Origin of the sequence: Paenibacillus guangzhouensis (assembly GCF_009363075.1) — a bacterium.
GTDB classification, from domain to species: domain Bacteria; phylum Bacillota; class Bacilli; order Paenibacillales; family Paenibacillaceae; genus Paenibacillus_K; species Paenibacillus_K guangzhouensis.
On record NZ_CP045293.1, the window covers coordinates 3977438 to 3994642 of the forward strand.

At 40.5% G+C, this 17205-nt stretch carries 16 protein-coding genes and 1 riboswitch; of the genes, 5 read left to right on the forward strand and 11 right to left on the reverse strand.

The features are described from left to right. Positions 1 to 3: 3 nt before the first annotated feature. The 3 genes from GCU39_RS31585 to GCU39_RS17825 form a co-directional block, all read right to left on the reverse strand. Positions 4 to 987, reverse strand: a complete 984-nt coding sequence (locus tag GCU39_RS31585) for a copper amine oxidase N-terminal domain-containing protein (RefSeq protein WP_193726532.1) — start codon at positions 985 to 987, stop codon at positions 4 to 6. Positions 988 to 1101: 114 nt separating this feature from the next. Beyond that, complete coding sequence (locus GCU39_RS17820; protein ID WP_152394751.1) at positions 1102 to 1743, reverse strand: recombinase family protein; 642 nt, start codon at positions 1741 to 1743, stop codon at positions 1102 to 1104. Positions 1744 to 2108: 365 nt separating this feature from the next. After that, entirely contained in the window at positions 2109 to 2900 is a 792-nt protein-coding gene (locus tag GCU39_RS17825; protein WP_152394752.1) for an ETEC_3214 domain-containing protein, read from the reverse strand. Between the two features lie 621 nt (positions 2901 to 3521). Here GCU39_RS17825 and GCU39_RS17830 point away from each other — a divergent pair. The 4 genes from GCU39_RS17830 to GCU39_RS17845 all read left to right on the forward strand — a co-directional run bounded on the left by GCU39_RS17830 (position 3522) and on the right by GCU39_RS17845 (position 8217). Next, entirely contained in the window at positions 3522 to 4088 is a 567-nt protein-coding gene (locus tag GCU39_RS17830) for an NUMOD4 domain-containing protein (protein WP_193726533.1), read from the forward strand. 842 nt (positions 4089 to 4930) lie between these two features. Then, positions 4931 to 6784: a hypothetical protein gene (locus GCU39_RS17835; protein ID WP_152394754.1), complete on the forward strand. Its 1854-nt coding sequence runs from the start codon at positions 4931 to 4933 to the stop codon at positions 6782 to 6784. Between the two features lie 441 nt (positions 6785 to 7225). After that, complete coding sequence (locus tag GCU39_RS17840) at positions 7226 to 7681, forward strand: hypothetical protein (protein WP_152394755.1); 456 nt, start codon at positions 7226 to 7228, stop codon at positions 7679 to 7681. An 80-nt stretch (positions 7682 to 7761) separates the two neighbouring features. Further along, positions 7762 to 8217 (forward strand): hypothetical protein, encoded by a 456-nt coding sequence (locus GCU39_RS17845; protein WP_152394756.1) that lies wholly within the window; start codon positions 7762 to 7764, stop codon positions 8215 to 8217. Between the two features lie 44 nt (positions 8218 to 8261). On the opposite strand, the gene GCU39_RS17850 is transcribed toward GCU39_RS17845, so the two are convergent. Together GCU39_RS17850 and GCU39_RS17855 are read right to left on the reverse strand one after the other, a co-directional pair. Next, on the reverse strand, positions 8262 to 8687 hold the full coding sequence (locus GCU39_RS17850; RefSeq protein ID WP_152394757.1) for a hypothetical protein: 426 nt from the start codon (positions 8685 to 8687) through the stop codon (positions 8262 to 8264). Between the two features lie 29 nt (positions 8688 to 8716). Further along, entirely contained in the window at positions 8717 to 8908 is a 192-nt protein-coding gene (locus GCU39_RS17855) for a hypothetical protein (RefSeq protein ID WP_152394758.1), read from the reverse strand. A gap of 122 nt (positions 8909 to 9030) precedes the next feature. Here GCU39_RS17855 and GCU39_RS17860 point away from each other — a divergent pair, with 122 nt between their 5' ends. Continuing rightward, positions 9031 to 9234: a hypothetical protein gene (locus GCU39_RS17860; protein ID WP_265333549.1), complete on the forward strand. Its 204-nt coding sequence runs from the start codon at positions 9031 to 9033 to the stop codon at positions 9232 to 9234. A gap of 230 nt (positions 9235 to 9464) precedes the next feature. Here the strand turns inward: GCU39_RS17860 and GCU39_RS17865 are convergent, their stop codons facing one another. From GCU39_RS17865 to metA, 6 genes are all read right to left on the reverse strand, one after another. Next, the gene (locus GCU39_RS17865) at positions 9465 to 10514 is read right to left on the reverse strand and encodes a tyrosine-type recombinase/integrase (protein WP_152394760.1); all 1050 of its coding nucleotides are present in this window, start codon (positions 10512 to 10514) and stop codon (positions 9465 to 9467) included. A 151-nt stretch (positions 10515 to 10665) separates the two neighbouring features. Then, positions 10666 to 11799, reverse strand: a complete 1134-nt coding sequence (gene mqnC / locus GCU39_RS17870) for a cyclic dehypoxanthinyl futalosine synthase (RefSeq protein WP_152394761.1) — start codon at positions 11797 to 11799, stop codon at positions 10666 to 10668. Positions 11800 to 11993: 194 nt separating this feature from the next. Beyond that, positions 11994 to 13352, reverse strand: a complete 1359-nt coding sequence (locus tag GCU39_RS17875; RefSeq protein WP_152394762.1) for an EAL domain-containing protein — start codon at positions 13350 to 13352, stop codon at positions 11994 to 11996. 89 nt (positions 13353 to 13441) lie between these two features. Beyond that, positions 13442 to 14611, reverse strand: coding sequence for a trans-sulfuration enzyme family protein (locus GCU39_RS17880; protein ID WP_152394763.1), 1170 nt, complete (start codon positions 14609 to 14611; stop codon positions 13442 to 13444). A 2-nt stretch (positions 14612 to 14613) separates the two neighbouring features. Then, on the reverse strand, positions 14614 to 15786 hold the full coding sequence (locus tag GCU39_RS17885) for an aminotransferase class I/II-fold pyridoxal phosphate-dependent enzyme (protein ID WP_152394764.1): 1173 nt from the start codon (positions 15784 to 15786) through the stop codon (positions 14614 to 14616). Positions 15787 to 15811: 25 nt separating this feature from the next. Next, positions 15812 to 16747 (reverse strand): homoserine O-acetyltransferase MetA, encoded by a 936-nt coding sequence (metA, locus tag GCU39_RS17890; protein ID WP_152394765.1) that lies wholly within the window; start codon positions 16745 to 16747, stop codon positions 15812 to 15814. 108 nt (positions 16748 to 16855) lie between these two features. Then, positions 16856 to 16967, reverse strand: a riboswitch (SAM riboswitch). Positions 16968 to 17205 lie beyond the last annotated feature (238 nt).

Here is a 17205-nt window from a genome sequence, read left to right on the forward strand (position 1 = left end):
TTGTCAAAAGTTGAAAATGAGCATCCGATTTTGTTCGTCAATTTGAATAGTGCAGTCTATACCCAGTTGTTGGAAAATCTGATTCACAGGAAGGAGATAATTCCGATTAACAACTACAACCCCTTTTCCTGATTTTATGCTGTATTCATACTCCTTAGTGTTATCTTCATTTCGAATAAAAACACTTTCTCCTCTTGCTGATATGTATTGAGAGCCACCATTCACCTCAATCATACCATCAACATTTTCAATAGTAGTTGGCTTAATACTATTATGACCGTAGTATATACTCATAATACCAACCATAAATCCAAACTCGTTGAAATAGAAATTATTGGAGTCATCTTTATAGATATATGTACTGCTATCGAGCAGATAAATCTTGCTATCTTTTTTGATAGCAGTTCTGTATCCCGACAAATCTACACTCTTTATTGATATTGTCGGTGTCGTCGGTGTCGGTGTCGGTGTCGTCGGTGTCGGTGTCGGTGTCGTCGGTGTCGGTGTCGGTGTCGTCGGTGTCGGTGTCGGTGTCGGTGTCGTCGGTGTCGCTTCCACTTCACTTCCTATCGAGATAGTCCGAGTCGCACCCGACCATACTACCTTTCTCCCACTTGTTTCACTAACAAAGCGAAGTGGAACCAATGTACTTCCATTAATAACAGAAGGCGCTTTCTCCAACGTTACTTCTTTGTCATTTACTATTGCTTTGTTTTTATCAATATAAAGCACTATAGTCATTCCGTCCTTAGTCGCAGTAACCGAACGAACCTCCTGATTCCACTTTACCGAATATCCTAATCTCTCAAAAATAGTTCTAAACTGAACGAGCGTTGTTCCATCTTGAATTACTGGTGAAACATCAAAGTTTATTTTTTGCTGTTCAATGAATACTTGAATCTGCCCTTCTGCCGAAGCAGCATTCGCTGGGAGCGCAATTGACGTTGCTAGAAGTGATGATAACAATAGTGATTTCATGATTCTCATATTGGTTAATCCTTCCTGTGGTAGTTATTACAAATTCATAATAACCTTCTTTGCAATACTTATCAATATTTCATCCAGCTTTTCGCCCTACATCAATATTTTACCAAGAACCCTTTATAAGGACTGTTCATACTCTTTTACCAGTTTGTAGAAGTTGGACTTCTTCAATCCCATAGAAGCCATAAACGCTACCGCAGTCATATTCCCTGCTTTCCATTCTGTATAGCCCTTTGCGAACTTAGCAGCGTCAATTGTGCTTAGATCAGCTTTAGGTCTACCTAGATGCTTGTTGCGTAGCTTAGCAGACGCGATACCTTCTGCTTGTCTAGCCTTGATACGTTCGCGCTCCTCTTGTGCTTGCCATGCCATCAATTCAAAGATGATGTTACCGATACTGTCCATCAACTCTTTGTTTGCACCATGCTCACTGTAGAACTTATCCAGCATCGGCATGTCTAGGATACGGACGCGAACACCCATATCCTTATAGTACGCCCATTCAGCTTTAATGTCGTTCTTATTGCGTCCTAGACGGTCTAGGGACTTAATGACCAATGTATCGCCAGTTCTTAGACATTGATTGCGCATGTATTGATAGCCAACCCTATCCATATCCTTACCTGACGCTTCATCCTTAAATATGTTATTTGGAGAGATTCCTTGCTTCGACATCTCATCCATCTGCCGATCTAGTTTCTGAGATTTACTCGAAACACGAATATAGGCGACAACCTTGCTATTTGCAATTTCACTCATGGCATTTATCGCTCCTCTTGGTCAATCTCTATATTCTCAATTATACCAAGGCGTCCAAAAAGGTCGAACTATATAAGTGTTGTTTTTGGACGTCCAAGAAATAGGAAGTTAGACTATTATGGACATTAATAAGTGATTCCAAAATGGTGTACCTTTATGGAAGGATAGAGTGCCCGTCAAACTATTACTCAATGATAACTTAATCTCTTATTAAAAGGATATGTATACTCGTTTGATGTTGGTTCTTCGACCAAAAGAAAAACCGCTCTTATTGAGCGGTTCATTGGATTCATTGAACTATCGTTAAGACAGAGGTCAGAATGGTTCGAAGCTTGAATATGGTGTTAGATGAAGTGATCTGCATTTCAGTTATACCCTCGTGCTTCAAAATAATCTATACCAATCATGCTCTCTTTATAATAGTTAAAAAAATCTTCCTCTACTTCTTCATCAATGACTGAGAAGGAATTTGGAATATATGTTTGCCTAAATCTATGAAGAACTATAGGGTCTATATTATCAACTAAGTAATGAATGTCACTATTTTGTTGATCTGATATTTGGGTAATACCTGCCGGAGCATATCCAAATTGATAATATTTATATAACCCTGAGTTTCCATAATAATTAGTTTCAGTATATGAGATGAACTTGCTTGACATATCCGCCATCACAAATTCTGGTGAATTATTATTTAACTCAACAAGCTTTGTTTTTCCTAATTGTTTTTTCCTACCCGCTATTTCAATAGGGAAATAAGGATTAAAATCATTCATTCGTTGAGTAACAGAATAATACTTAATCGAGTTGTCTTCATTTGTAACAAGGTATAGAAAAAACTGATCCTTTACATATAATCTTTCAAAGTAACCTTTTAGGTACTCATGCTTTCTACTAATTGAAGGAGGTCCAAACAACTTCCCAACGTAATCTGCATTCATACCAGTCCTAATTTCATTTAGTTTTTGATAGTCTTCTTTATATTTATCCGTAAATAAGTTGATTGTACTGTGACCTAAACTTACGACGTGTGACGCAGTATCGAATACTGTATTTATACCTGTGAGAATTGCCACAATCGTTATTATCATGACGCTTATAGGTTTTTTTACGAACTTGGTTTTATACCATTTTAAAAACTTCTCAATAGAATACATACATTTCCGCCTTTAATAAAATTTGATTTTGAATCTCTAAATCACTAATACTCCAAAATACTCCCTCCACCTTTTGTTGTTTTGTATCCACTATGTAGTAATACGTCGAAATCTATACTTTGTCCTGCTAATCTTCTATTTTTCATACCATAAGCTATTACAATGTGACAAGCAATAACAATAACAAAGTTTTATGTTAAAAAGGGAAGCGGAGATGCTCTAATTGTGTTTCACTACATTTAATCCGAGACAGGTATCGAATGTACGATAGAGATGCTCCCCGAGGTGATTTACAGCCTGAGTTGATACTGAGACGAATTAGATCGCCCGAACACTTACATGCAGAGACACAGCACAATTTAACGGCGATACGACAGAGAACAAATGCTCAACTTCTAAGCAAGATCGTCCTATGTCTTGGTTCTCTAGTTAATCACTTAAAATTTCCCTATTGTACCAAAAAAGGATAAATAAAGATGTTCTTGACTCTTTAAGGAGTGAGGGAGAAAAACGGTATATACCTCTTTCCCAAGAGTGAGAACAAACCAACCTTTGCCAATCATGGTAAGGGTTTTTTTGACATTCTCTCCTCAACAATTCGACAAATAGGAGATGTTTTTCATGACAATTAAAGAAGTGAAAGAATGTTTAAATGAGGATTTACAAGGTGAAATCTGGGCAGACATTGAGGGCTATGAAACATTGTATCAGGTAAGTAATTACGGAAGAATTAAGTCTCTAAGTAATAGTCTTGGGCGACAAGAGAAGATTCTGAAACAGCACATTCAAAGAGATGGGTACAAAAGAATCCAATTGTCCAAGAAAGGTCAGAAAGCAAAATTCCCTATCCATAGGCTTGTCGCTATTGCGTTTATTCCTAATCCACTAGGGAAAGAACAAGTTAATCATCAAAATGGAGATAAACTTGACAATAGTGCAAAAAACTTAAATTGGATGACACGAAAAGAAAATATCGCTCATGCTCACGAAACTGGGCTAGTGAAGAAGAATAACAATCCAGTAATCGCTACTCATTTGGACTCAGGAGAGCAGCGCCAGTTTAAGTCGCAGACAGAAGCATCTAGGGAACTTGGCGTTTATATGAAGAATATCTCTAACGCACTCAAAGGAAAAACCACACATGTAGGTAGATGGGCGTTTGAGTATCTAAGTGATACTGCGGTATAACATGTTGATTAGAGGTGAAATTCCAATGGGTAGTAATGATAACCAAAAACTATATGTATGGAAATATAAAAATGCCCAGAGGTGCTTCCTCATGGGCATTTTTTGTCGGATGCTTTACGAACAAATCAACTTAGTATTATTGGATATCTTTGTAAATAGCGAATTACATGTTTATTGCGGGGGCGGGTAGTTTACAGTTTCAGGAACCCCCATCCCGCGAAAAATTACCCCAACACTTATAGTCACAAACACATATTATGTATTTACCGATACGAGAACTTTACACCTTATTCTAAATAAGTCCCCTATCCAATTCTATAATAAATCATTAATAATCCCACTCTAAGCGATCATAAAATATCATGAAATCGATAAAACTCTCTCGTAAAGCGATTTTATTTTGCCAAACTGTGTGTTTTGCCACCTCTTCTGTATAACTATATATAGGAGGTATTTTTCTCCTGCCAAACTGATGGAAATCTATTGGCTATTAAAATTATATGAAGTGAACCGCTCTCCGAACCCACGGAGAGTTTTTTATTTTGCTTTATACATCACACTATCGTGAAGGGGGGACATGAGAATGAAGGATACTGAATTGCGGTCAGCTTTATTATGTTTCCAGCAAAGGTGCGGAACATCAGTCACATTTATAGCTAATAAATGTGGTGTTTCCAGAGAGCATTTAAGCAGATGGTTAAATAATCAAGACTATGTAATCTCAGAAACATTAATCAGAAAGATTCGCTCGTTCATTTCAATGAGATAGCGAGTATCTATATCAAAATCCCAACCACTCAATGCGGTTGGGATTTTTTAATTACAAAAGGAGATGAAGCATCATGAAATTATTACTCGATAAACAAGCATATACCGATAAACCACAAGAAGCAGGAAAGATTAGCAATCGAATTACAAGTTATGAAGTAGATATTACATTGGGTGAGTTAGCAGACGAAATCGTGAAAGGTAAAACGTTTGTTCCTGCAACGTTGAAGTCGATTGATGGAGTAAAGAAAAGACAAAAGCTATATTGGGATCGTCAGCAAATCATTGCCCTAGACATTGATGAGGGCTTGTCACTCGACCAAGCCTTATCTAATCCATTCATCAAGGAAAATGCGGCATTCATATACACCACCTTTTCACATTCACCAAGCAAACATAAATTCAGAATTGTTTTCGCACTTGATAAGCCTGTATTCCATTACGAACACTTTGAACAAATCTGGTCATATCTATTTGCACAACTCCCTTACGCTGACTCTGCTTGTAAAGATGGTGTAAGGCTTTTTTATGGCGGTCGAGAAGTCCATACAATCAACATGGGTAACAGAGTGCTAGTTGATTCTGTCCTCTCCAAAAGGGGTTTTGAGTCGGACAAAGAGTATATATCTAATATGTCCGCTCAGAAACCCCCTTCGGGAAAACATTCCCTTTCGAATGTAAAAGCCATGCATACAAAAAGCCTTAACTCGGCTAATAATGTACAAGATATCCTAAACAGAGATTATGAATCTCTACACAATAAATTGAATCCAAGTTCAATCCAACTATCTAATATGAATGAAGTCCATGATTATCTGAAACAACAAGACTTAAAGGCTTTCTTAGGTATAGCCAGCAATAATTTTCATGACATTTTTCACGACGAATCAAAACCAAGCGCAAGCATCTTTACAAGCAAGTTAGGTAATGGGCACCAATTATATAAGTGCCACAGTCAGAACCATCCCTTCTGCGGCACAATTTTTCAAGTGGTCGAGCGGCTTCTTAGTTGTACCAATGTTGATGCTGAAGATTTTTTGATTAAAGTATATAGAATTGAACTTGTTGAAACAGAGATACAAAAACAAATGAAAAGAATATTAGATTCGAACAAACGTTTGTTAATGTCTGACGAACTTGATGAACTATATCCAAGCTTCTATAAAGTCATTAATCGTTTTCGTGAAGACCTATACATTCTGTTTGATTTAGTCAAAGAATATCTTCCTTCTGGTGAAAATCCAGAAATTATGTTCTACCATTCAATCAGAAAAATTGGCGAACGATTATTGCTAAAACACGATTCTGCCAGTAGAAGGCTAAACTTCTTCGTACTCTTGAAATTAATGAAAAAATTAGATGAAATTGAAATACCTAGTGAATTGCAAGAATCTTTATTGGAATGGAAGCAAAACAGTAGATACAGGTATCAAAATTCCGTATATTCAATACCAAGTTATACTTACGATTTGTTAAGTGTCATTGATTCAAAGTGTAGGATATGGCTTGAAAATGGTTGTACGTTAAAAACAATTAGCTACGAAGGAATCGCACGAAATTTTGGAGTTGAAGAAGCAAACAGGGTATTTCCACAAGATAAAGACAAGGTTATTCCTGAACTTAACGAAATAGTAGCACGAAAACTCGAAGAAAGTATGCTAACCCAAATTCATTTAAACGGATTCACTACTGAGAAAGAAGTTCTGGAAAGCATCAATTTATACTTTCAAGGTCAGAAGCAGTTCAAGCAAGAACAACTCAAACGATGTTTGGGCGAGATTATTGAAAGTTATTGTCTTGTTAGAGTGCGATTAAATAAAGCACTTCGCGAAAAATTAGGTTATAAAGGTAATGGTTATCCTGTTGTAATTATGTATGAAAGAGATTTTGACACTACGACGAATAATAGTCTTATTGTTAGTGCTTAGTTATATCACAATAATTTCTAACTCATCTAAGTTGATTATCTCATTTTCGGATGTTTTACTGTACTCACATTCTAAGTACAGTACATCAAGGACTAAAGCGAAGCGTAGTCCGCGACAGCAAGAAATCTGTAATGCCAAAGAAAGTACTAACGAAATTATAGGTACTTTACATAATTTTTCGATCGTGTTATGTTCATATCAGTTATTTGTTTTAGCTTTTTCATATAGAAGGGGTGCGATATGCATATGCAACAATCCTGTCAAAGACATACGACGTTATCATACATTTACCTTATCACAGAGTGGCTACTTAGCCACTCTGTTTTTTTATTACGAAAAATTGGCGCGGTACTTTATTTGGCATCCAGTAAGGGAGGTGGTTCGAATGTAACTTTCTGACTCAAAACGATGTGAAAAGTATAAGAGAGGATTGATTTCGATATGAAAACCACAAGATTAATAAACAACAAGAGTGATAACTTCTCCGTTAGTGAGAATCTTATGTTTATTGGGGAAATGTTACATTCTCCTGTTGTTGGGAAGATGTTTTCCAGCAGAACTGAATACTTGTCAGTTGCTAAGGAAATTACGGAAGCAGTAGAATTTCTCGGATTATCAAATCAAAGCAAAAAATCTACCGCTATCTTAGTTTTAAAAGGAAATATTGAAGTTGATATCGTTGAAAGAGAAGATTGTATTTTCATGAGCGTCTGGTTTAAAGGAAAGCCAGATAAAGCTGGATTCTCGGGCTTAACAGATACAAAAGGAATTGGATATGCAAAATTCATAGAAAAATACAATAAGCAATTCCCTATCGTGTTATCCCTTATGTGTAACGAGACCAAAGAGGAAACACTGATTTTTGGAGTTAAGAATGTTAGATTAACAACACTATAGGTTGAAAACGGATATGAACTCATGATGTCTAAATAAAATCAATGTTCAATTTACATTGTAAAGGAGCGAGGAGCAGAAACATGAAGGGAAACAAAGAAAACAGAAGCGATAATGTACCTGAGTCCCTCGAAGGCAAAAGCTTAGAGGAATTATGGGAACTTCTGCTAGGGAAAGAAGACTTAGAGGAACGGAAAGCAAAATATGAAGCACGAAAGTTAAAGCCTGATTATCGGGAAGATGCGATGAATATACTAGAATGCCCGATGTGTGGTTGTGATGATGTTCCAAACGAACTACTCACAATTCCAGTGAATATGAAAGGGATCGTGTCTGTAAATGTTCTGGGCGCGAAATGCTCAAATCCAGAATGCTTAGAGGAATATTATAATAGTGAGGATACAGAGGTAATCAGGCAGTTAAAAGAACTAATCAAGCAACAAGCATTGATTGGTCGAATAAAACCCATGCACTTACAATCAGAGGAGTACCAAAAATCATCAGCAGAAGCGACTAGGGATGATGATGAAAATGGTTGAGGTTATATGCAAAGACCACTTCAATTTACGAAGTGGTCTTCTTGTTAATTAATATCCTGTGCTTTTTTATTTTCTTTTAAAATCGCAACCATAGATTTTTGAAAAGATTCTCCCGCTAACTCAAATTTTTTCTGGGTTACTGCTGAATAGTCCCCTGTCCCCAATTGAGCACATACTTTATTCAATGCAAGGACACTATTCAAATAATCATCATGAATTTCTTTAAATTTCTCAGGAGGAGTTTGGTCTTGTACTACACCAGCAATTGTAGCAATCGCAATCATTCCTTTAAACGTAGCTTCTGAATCCTCAGATGATAATCCATCATAAAGAACACCTAGATACTCTTGAATAGAATCCATAGATGCTACCATTGTTTCAAGATATTTTACTTCTTCCTGCGTATACTTTACATTCGAACAAGCAGTGAGTAGTACTGATATTATCAGAATAAGAAAAATGTTCTTCATTTTGACCTCCGAATTTTCTAGGTGATACATTAACATTTGTTTACTTTGTCGCAAGCATCGAGATAATCATTCATTAAATCGGTTTCCTTCTTTAACTGATTAATCTCCTTATCAAGTTGGTTAATTCTAGCCTTCCGTTTGTCGCTCTCTGATTCACAGGCTGTTCCCAATAGAATCAAACAGATACAAGTAAACCCAAGTATGTAGTTCTTAATTCTCATATGTATGCCCCCCTAGTTGTATTGTCACTTGTCACATATTAACATATGACACCCAATCCTTATAGGAAAATTCTGGCACAAACATTACTTATATTTCTGACACTGAACGTGGCGAACGTAACATTTCAATGGAAACACTAGAAAAAGTGATTACCGCTTTGGATGTTAATCCTGTCGAGGTATTTAGAATCGAGGGGATTGAAGGTATTGAAGAACGATCTGATAGACGTGAATTGATTGATGCTCTGAACTCGTTATTGGTAGAAAGAAAGCTAGAGGAAATAAAGATGGTTCTTCGTCTTACTAAAGATGTGCTAGGTACATGACAAGTTGAACTGAATTGATATTAGAAATGGGCTAAAACTAATTAGCCCATTGAAACGACGTATTTTCATTCCGATAACAAGATAATATTCCTTTCTACTCTCAGACGCTCAATTTCGGCTCATATGGCTTCCCTGCGTTCTGAACGAGTATCTTTGCCGATATGTTCCAGAGCAATCTTAGAATGCATCCTCGCGATCTAGTAAGCGTTGTTCATTAGTTCTCAACGTCTTCAAACCCTAAATTTATTAGCAGGAGAAAACCGCTTATGCGCTTCTGCAATGTCTACTGCATTCATCTGTACGTAAGTCCTTACAATATCCATTCTCGAATGACCAAGAAGTTTCTGTAAAGTAAAAGCATCTCCACCATTTTGTATATAAAATTTAGCAAAAGTATGCCTTAGCACATGACAAGAAGCCTTAACACCTTCTAATCCTGCATTTTTTCTTATAGTTCCAAATTGACGTACAATACCTTTGGTTGTCATGGTTTGTCCGTATGCTGTCATAAAAAGGTGATCTGAACCAAAATTAATTTTGTTCTCAGTCAGTAGTTTCTGTATAAGATTAAGAACCTTTCGCGATACTGGAACAATTCTAGCCTTGCTGTTCTTAGCTATTTCCTCTTCTACTTTCACAACACCAATATCAAAATCGAAATTTATTGATTTGAGCGATACAAGTTCTCCTGCCCTTAAACCACAGTCGATTCCAAGCATTATTAAAACAAAATCTCGGTAGCCTGTATATGTACTTTTCTTACAAGCTTTGAGCATTGCCTTTACCTGTTCTTCTGTAAGTCCTTCAACTGTATCTATAGGTTCTTTAAGTAACTTGATTGGAGCCGCTTCATTACGTTCCCATAAACAATTCTCGATTGATACATTGTAAAAGTGCTTTAATGTCTTGATTCGTCCATTAATTGTCTTTGGTGCAAGTCCCTTACGCTTACCACCACGTACATGAGTCTGATAAACAACATACTGTTCTTGCATTTCAACAAGCCATTCACGAATTATGCTTGTTGAAATGTCATCCATAAGTTCTGAATAGCCTTTTAATTTCAGAAAATCAACAAAGTATTTCTTATCTTGCAGTAAATCCTTTTTTCGACGCTCTGAAATCCCTTCTGACCTCTTAATATCAATAAACTTCGAGAACAAGTCATGAATGGTTAATTTCGTATAATTCTTAATTTCATTGCTGTTATTTTCCTCTGACAGTACCGCTCTCTTCCTACCTCGAATATCTCTGCCAGACGACAAAGAACGCTTGTCCATAGTAATCCCTCCATTTGGATTAATAGTTGACAAGCGTTGTAGTTACTATTGCAGAATAACGGAGTTAATACCCATTTTGTGTAGTATATACCCGTTATTCTGCTTGTGATGTATTTACCCTATTTAATGATTTCCCATAAAAACGGTTCAATTAATTTTGCATAATAAAATCACGATCTACATTCGATTCTTCTTCAAACACCCGCAGGATATTGTATTTCGTATCACGCTGCGCAGGTATTTTGCCCGCTTCGCGAATCGTCTTCAGAATCGTTCCGATATTCACCTTATGCGTTGCGCCTGCTGCCGAGACAACATTCTCTTCAATCATCGTACTGCCGAAGTCGTTGCAGCCATAGCTTAACGTCTGCTTCCCAACTTCTGGTCCCATCGTTACCCATGAGGATTGGAAATTCGGGATATTATCAAGGTAAATCCGGCTGATTGCAAGTGTCTTCAAATATTCTTCAGGCGTAACGCGTTCTGCCTTCATATTCGTGTTATCCGGCTGGAAGGTCCATGGGATGAAAGCCAAGAAGCCTTTGGACGAATATTGATTCTGAATGCACTCATCCTGTGCGATACGAACGCGGTCAAGGTGAAGCGCACGTTCATCCATCCCTTCACCGAAGCCAACTACCATGGTCGCTGTGGTGTTCATGCCGACTTTATGTGCTGTCTGCATCACATCCATCCAATCACGCCACGAGCCCTTGAGACGGCTAATCTTACGACGTGTGCGATCGTCCAGAATCTCAGCACCGCCGCCTGGCAGCGAATCAAGTCCAGCTTCGTGAATCGCGCGAACAACCTCTTCTAATGATAAGCCATTCGATACTTCCTTCATCTTCATAATCTCTGCTGGAGAGAAGGAATGCATCGTAATGTTCGGGAACCGCTTCTTAATCTCGCGTAACAAGTCTGTATAATAGCTGAATGGCAGGTTCGGGTTCGTTCCGCCCTGCATCAGGATTTCTGTACCATCTACATCAATGGTCTCCTGGATCTTCTGGAAGATCGCCTCATCCGGCAATACATAGCCTTCCTCAGAGCCCGGTCTACGGTAAAATGCACAGAACCGACAATATACATCACAAATATTCGTATAGTTAATGTTTCGACCAATAACGAAGGTTGTTACCGGGTCTGGATGCCATTTCTGCATGATCTTGTTCGCGACATGGCCCATTTTCTCCACTTGATCCGATTCAAACAAGGTCACGCATTCATCTACATTGATGCGCTCTCCTGCTGCAGCTTTATCCAATATACGATCTACTGACATGTCTGCTCACTCTCCTTTACTTCCCCCATACTATTAGCTTTCCCCAAGAAATAACGACTTCGTCGTCCTGAACAGGACGATAATCGTTCTTCGGAAATATAAGAACGGTTTACCCGTAAAACTTTATAAACCCTTATATTTTAAAAACACCTGTACTTTTTATCGTAACACATTTCACAAGGAAAAACAGCATCCTAAGATGCTGTTGTCGCACGTAATTGATGTATTTTGTGTTTCATTTCATCCAGATAGAGTCGTCCATGGCCTGGCATAAACCGTTCCGGCTTCGCAAAAAAGAACCCCTGCCCCATCTCCACATTGTGCCGCATCAGCACACCAGCTTCCTCCTCACGCTCAACGCCTTCCGCAATAACTTGGCATTGTATATCCTTCGCAAAGGACATAATCGCCTTGAGCATGGATTCCTTGGCGGCGACACGATCTATCTGTTGAATAAGTGATTTATCGATCTTAATCATATCTGGAATAATCTCAAGAATGGACTGTAGACTAGAGAAGCCTGCACCCGCATCGTCAATCGCCACTCGAAATCCGAGACTGCGGAGCTTGCGAATCACTTGAGAGCTGCTCACATAATCACGTATGAGATGCTGCTCCGTAATTTCGAAGATCACATGACATGGATCAATATTTCCCTTCTCGATAAACCGTCTAATGTTCCGTTCGAAGTGCGGGTGACTTAGCGTCACGGCTGTAATATTAATAAAGACAGGACTCATGATTCCCCTGCTCTTCATTTCCTCGAAAGCCTTCTGGATCACGACAAATTCCAACTCAGATAGTAATTGAACCCGGTCTGCATAATCAAACAGCGCTTCCGGCGAATGGAATATGGTATCGATTGGTCCGCGCGTGAGAATCTCATATCCATAAACTTCACCTGTCTGAAGACTTAATATGGGCTGCGTAAGAACCGTAATATCCTTATATTCGATGATCTGGCTCAATTGCTGCTTCAAGGAATTGTACGGAACCGGCGCAAGCCCGGCCGCAAGCAGCCAGGCTTCTTGGACAGCGAGGTAGATGACATGCCTCTCATCGTCGATATCTGAGGGAAGCTGGGTCGCACCACTGATGATCTGAACTGTTAAATCACGCTCTTGTAATTCAAAATTCAGATCGGTCTGAATCGACTTCCCGATTAGAATAGCAAGCTTATCTGTCTCGTGCGCCAGAAATGGAATCGTCTCCCGAATAAAAATGCCATAGACATTGGTCTGAAGCAACTTGACGCCAATAAGTCTGGAAGCATCAACATACTCAAGAATCGTATCGCGCAGAATATGTTCGAGCACCTCATTGAGGTTCTGCATTGTATCTGAAGAATGCTGCCTGATGAATTGATCATATTGATGAATACTTAATAGAATGAGCGAGCATATATGGCCCTGACGGCGGGCCTTGCGAACCTGGTGAATAACGGGATCACGCAGCGTAAAGCTAGGCGGCAATATATTCATGGAACGGTTCGTTCGAGATAACATACAGACGTACTTCAATCGGTTGATCGATTGACGAAAAAAGGTACTCATACTACGCTCTTATGCCCCCTCGCATCCAGACGTTCTTGTTGTCCATATTCTATCACAGCATCGTAAAAAATAACAATATTTCCCTATCGTTATACCTCTTGCAATGCCTGCGATAAATCTGCGATTAGATCGTCAATATGTTCAAGTCCGACAGAATAACGGAGCAAACCGTCGGTAATTCCCTTCTCTAACCGAACATCCCGAGGCATCGACGCATGGGACATCATGGCTGGATAAGACAGAATACTCTCTACAGCGCCAAGGCTGACCGCAACGAGCGGGATTTTCACTTTGCTCAGAACCAGCTTCGCCCGTTCGCCTGAACCGACATCGAAGGATACAACGGCGCCATAGCCTGTGGATTGCTGTTCATGAATGGACCGGCCAGGATGGTTCGCAAGACCAGGATAGTAGACCTTTGCAATCGATTGTTCTTGATCAAGCCACGCAGCCAACTTCTTCGCACTCTGCTCTGAATGCGCCATCCGTGCTTCAAGCGTCTTCATCCCACGCATGAGCAACCAGCTCTCTTGCGTGCTCAACACCGCTCCCATACCATTCTGCAAATACTTCACGCGGCGAGCCAGCTCTTCTGTAGCCGTGACCGCAAGTCCCGCAAGCACGTCACTATGACCGCCTAAGAACTTCGTGGCACTATGCAGGACGAGATCTACCCCGTGTTCAATCGGACGTTGATGATACGGCGTCATGAACGTATTATCCAGCATCGTTAGAAGATTGTGTTCCTTCGCCCACGAAGAGACGGCGCCAATATCCGTAATTTTGAGCGTTGGATTCGATGGCGTCTCCATGAATACAGCCCTGGTATTCGGCTTGAGCGCGCCTTTCACTTGATCGAGATCCGTCATATCGACGAATGTCGTCTCAATATTCATTCGACTTAGAATAGTCGTTAGAAAACGGTATGTTCCGCCATACACATCCTCCGTCACGATGACATGATCCCCGGCGGATAGCAACATAAAAGCGGTAGAGATCGCCGACATCCCGGAAGGGAACGCATACCCGTTCGTTCCACCTTCCAGCAGAGCGATATAATCTTCAAGCGCCTGACGGGTCGGATTGCCCGAACGTGAATAGTCATACGTCGGCGGATTGAAGATATCATGGTGATGGAAGGTGGAAGCTTGGTAGATCGGGACACTGGAAGCACCTGTCGTCTCATCGATTTCACTTCCGAAATGAATCAACTTCGTTGCAAATTTACGATTCTGTTCTGATCCTTCTGCATGTGCCACGTCTATGCCCCCTCGATCTCTTGTCTTGCCAATTCAATTGCGCGGCCTAGATCCGCAATAATATCGTCTGCATGCTCAATCCCTACAGAGAAACGAAGAAGGCGATCATCGACGCCGACCTTCTCACGAATTTCAATCGGAATATCCGCATGGGTCTGCACGGCTGGATAGGTCATTAATGACTCAACGCCGCCTAGACTCTCCGCAAAAGCAATCAACTCAATATGTCGCAAAATCGGTTCGATATATTTGGCATCCTTCATTTTGAAGGAGAAAATGCCCGTATTGCCCGATGCCTGTTTCTTCTGAATGTCGTAGCCAGGGTGTCCCGGCAGTCCTGGGTAATAGACTTGATCCACAAGCGGATGTTCCTGCAAATAGGTAGCAACCCGTGTTGCATTATATTCATGACGCTCCATCCGCAGCGCCAACGTCTTCATCCCCCGCATTAACTGATAACTGTCGCTTGGACTAAGTACGGCACCAATGGAATTGTGCAAGAATGCGGTATATTCTGAGAGCTCTTTGCCCTTCGTGATGATGAGCCCTGCAAGCACATCGTTATGTCCGCCCAAATATTTCGTTGCACTATGCACCACGATATCTGCACCGAGCTCAATCGGACGCTGCAGGAATGGCGTTAGCAACGTGTTATCCACGATCGTAATCATATTTTTGCGCTTCGCCCATGCGGCCACGGCTTCAATATCTGTGATCATCATCAGCGGATTCGTCGGCGTCTCGATGATCACAGCCTTCGTGTTCGGCTGCGCCACGGCTTCAAGTGCATCGAAATCATTGGTATCTACATAGGAAGCCGTAACGCCGAAGCGAGACATAATCTTTTCGATTAACCGGTATGTCCCTCCGTATAGATCGAGCGACACGATGAGGTGATCCCCTTGCCCGAACATCGCGAACACCGTCTGAAGTGCTGCCATCCCGGAGCTACAGGCAAATGCTGCATCACCGCTCTCGAGCTTCGCTACCGCTTCCTCCAAGACCGTGCGTGTCGGGTTCTTCGTCCGAATATAATCAAATCCGGTGCTTTGGCCTAACTTCGGATGGCGAAATGCGGTTGCTTGATATATCGGATAATTGACCGCCCCTGTAACTGGTTCCTGCACCGAACCAATCTGCGCGAGGCGACTTTCAATTTTTAAATCTTCTGACATAGCTATGAATCCTCCTCTGGCAATGTTAGATGCCTGCTCCAAGTTCATACGGCGTCTCTAAATCATATGGTGTTTCTTGATATACATAGTAATTCAGCCAATTAGAGAATAATAAGTTGGCGTGGGCACGCCAGAGCGATAATGGTGTCCGTGTTGGATCATCTTTAGGATAATAATTTTGCGGAATGGCCACTTCAAGACCTTTGGCAATATCCCGATCGTACTCCCATTTTAATGTTAGTGGATCATATTCGGAATGTCCCGTCACGAAGATTTGCTTACCGTCTTTCGTCGCAACAATGTAAATGCCTGAATCTTCAGACTCCGATAAAATCTCAAGGTTATCGCATTTCTCGATGTCTTCGCGTCTTACCTCGGTATGACGGGACTGCGGCACGAAAAATTGCTCATCAAACCCGCGCAGCAAGCTGATATTGGGTGTAGAGATCACATGCGGGAATACGCCAAAACACTTCTCTTCAAGCGAATATTTCGGTACGCCGAAATGATAGTACAGGCCTGCCTGAGAAGCCCAACAGATATGCATCGTCGATGTTACGTTTGTCTTGCTCCATTCGAAGATTTGTTCGAGTTCTTCCCAATAATTCACTTCTTCGAACTCCATTTGTTCAACAGGCGCTCCCGTTACGATCATACCGTCGAACCGGCGATGGCGAACATCTTCAAAGGTATGGTAGAACGACTCGAGATGCTCTGCAGATGTATTTTTCGACGTGTGGGATTTCGGATGAAGAAGAACTACCTCAACCTGCAGCGGGGTGTTCCCAATTAGACGCAGCAGCTGAGTCTCTGTCGTTTCCTTCGTTGGCATCAAATTTAAGATCACAATCTGAAGCGGACGAATGTCTTGATGGTATGCAACGCTCTCATCCATCACAAAAATATTCTCATTAGTCAATATTTCTTTCGCTGGCAATGCATCAGGAATTTTAATCGGCATGCGTCATTCGCTCCTTTGTGGGATTCTTAAACCATGATGGGGTTATTGCTCGGAAGGTACAAAAAAAGACCTCCCAAGAGAAGGCCTACGTTAGTATTTCGGGCGCCTCTCTCATCTCTCAGTAACGAAATCCATTCGTTTCCGCAAGAATTAGCACCGTGCTTTTCAGTCGGTTGCCGGGTATCATCGGGCTAGTCCCTCCACCTACTCTTGATAAGAATTTAGCAAAACCTTATTTGGTTTTATCATACATAACCCTACTTTAATCCAATTTGTAACAGACGTCAATACACTTCCATCCGCTTCATCACAACCAACTTAGGGAACGCACCATTCTTCGATTCGCACCATATTCTAACTTAAAATTGGTTCACCGTTTTTTTCATTGCTTGTAAGGTATATGCGCGTTATACTAAGACGAGTGTTCCAAGAGATGAAACGAAAAGTAGAGGTGAGTA

Bases quoted from the DNA above. Each gene is read 5' to 3' on its own strand.
- GCU39_RS17875 (WP_152394762.1), bottom strand. From the start codon at position 13,352: ATGAGTACCTTTTTTCGTCAATCGATCAACCGATTGAAGTACGTCTGT.
- GCU39_RS17885 (WP_152394764.1), bottom strand. From the start codon at position 15,786: ATGTCAGAAGATTTAAAAATTGAAAGTCGCCTCGCGCAGATTGGTTCG.
- GCU39_RS17825 (WP_152394752.1), bottom strand. From the start codon at position 2,900: ATGTATTCTATTGAGAAGTTTTTAAAATGGTATAAAACCAAGTTCGTA.
- GCU39_RS31585 (WP_193726532.1), bottom strand. From the start codon at position 987: ATGAGAATCATGAAATCACTATTGTTATCATCACTTCTAGCAACGTCA.
- GCU39_RS17835 (WP_152394754.1), top strand. From the start codon at position 4,931: ATGAAATTATTACTCGATAAACAAGCATATACCGATAAACCACAAGAA.
- GCU39_RS17845 (WP_152394756.1), top strand. From the start codon at position 7,762: ATGAAGGGAAACAAAGAAAACAGAAGCGATAATGTACCTGAGTCCCTC.
- GCU39_RS17865 (WP_152394760.1), bottom strand. From the start codon at position 10,514: ATGGACAAGCGTTCTTTGTCGTCTGGCAGAGATATTCGAGGTAGGAAG.
- metA (WP_152394765.1), bottom strand. From the start codon at position 16,747: ATGCCGATTAAAATTCCTGATGCATTGCCAGCGAAAGAAATATTGACT.
- GCU39_RS17820 (WP_152394751.1), bottom strand. From the start codon at position 1,743: ATGAGTGAAATTGCAAATAGCAAGGTTGTCGCCTATATTCGTGTTTCG.
- GCU39_RS17850 (WP_152394757.1), bottom strand. From the start codon at position 8,687: ATGAAGAACATTTTTCTTATTCTGATAATATCAGTACTACTCACTGCT.
- mqnC (WP_152394761.1), bottom strand. From the start codon at position 11,799: ATGTCAGTAGATCGTATATTGGATAAAGCTGCAGCAGGAGAGCGCATC.
- GCU39_RS17855 (WP_152394758.1), bottom strand. From the start codon at position 8,908: ATGAGAATTAAGAACTACATACTTGGGTTTACTTGTATCTGTTTGATT.
- GCU39_RS17830 (WP_193726533.1), top strand. From the start codon at position 3,522: ATGACAATTAAAGAAGTGAAAGAATGTTTAAATGAGGATTTACAAGGT.
- GCU39_RS17840 (WP_152394755.1), top strand. From the start codon at position 7,226: ATGAAAACCACAAGATTAATAAACAACAAGAGTGATAACTTCTCCGTT.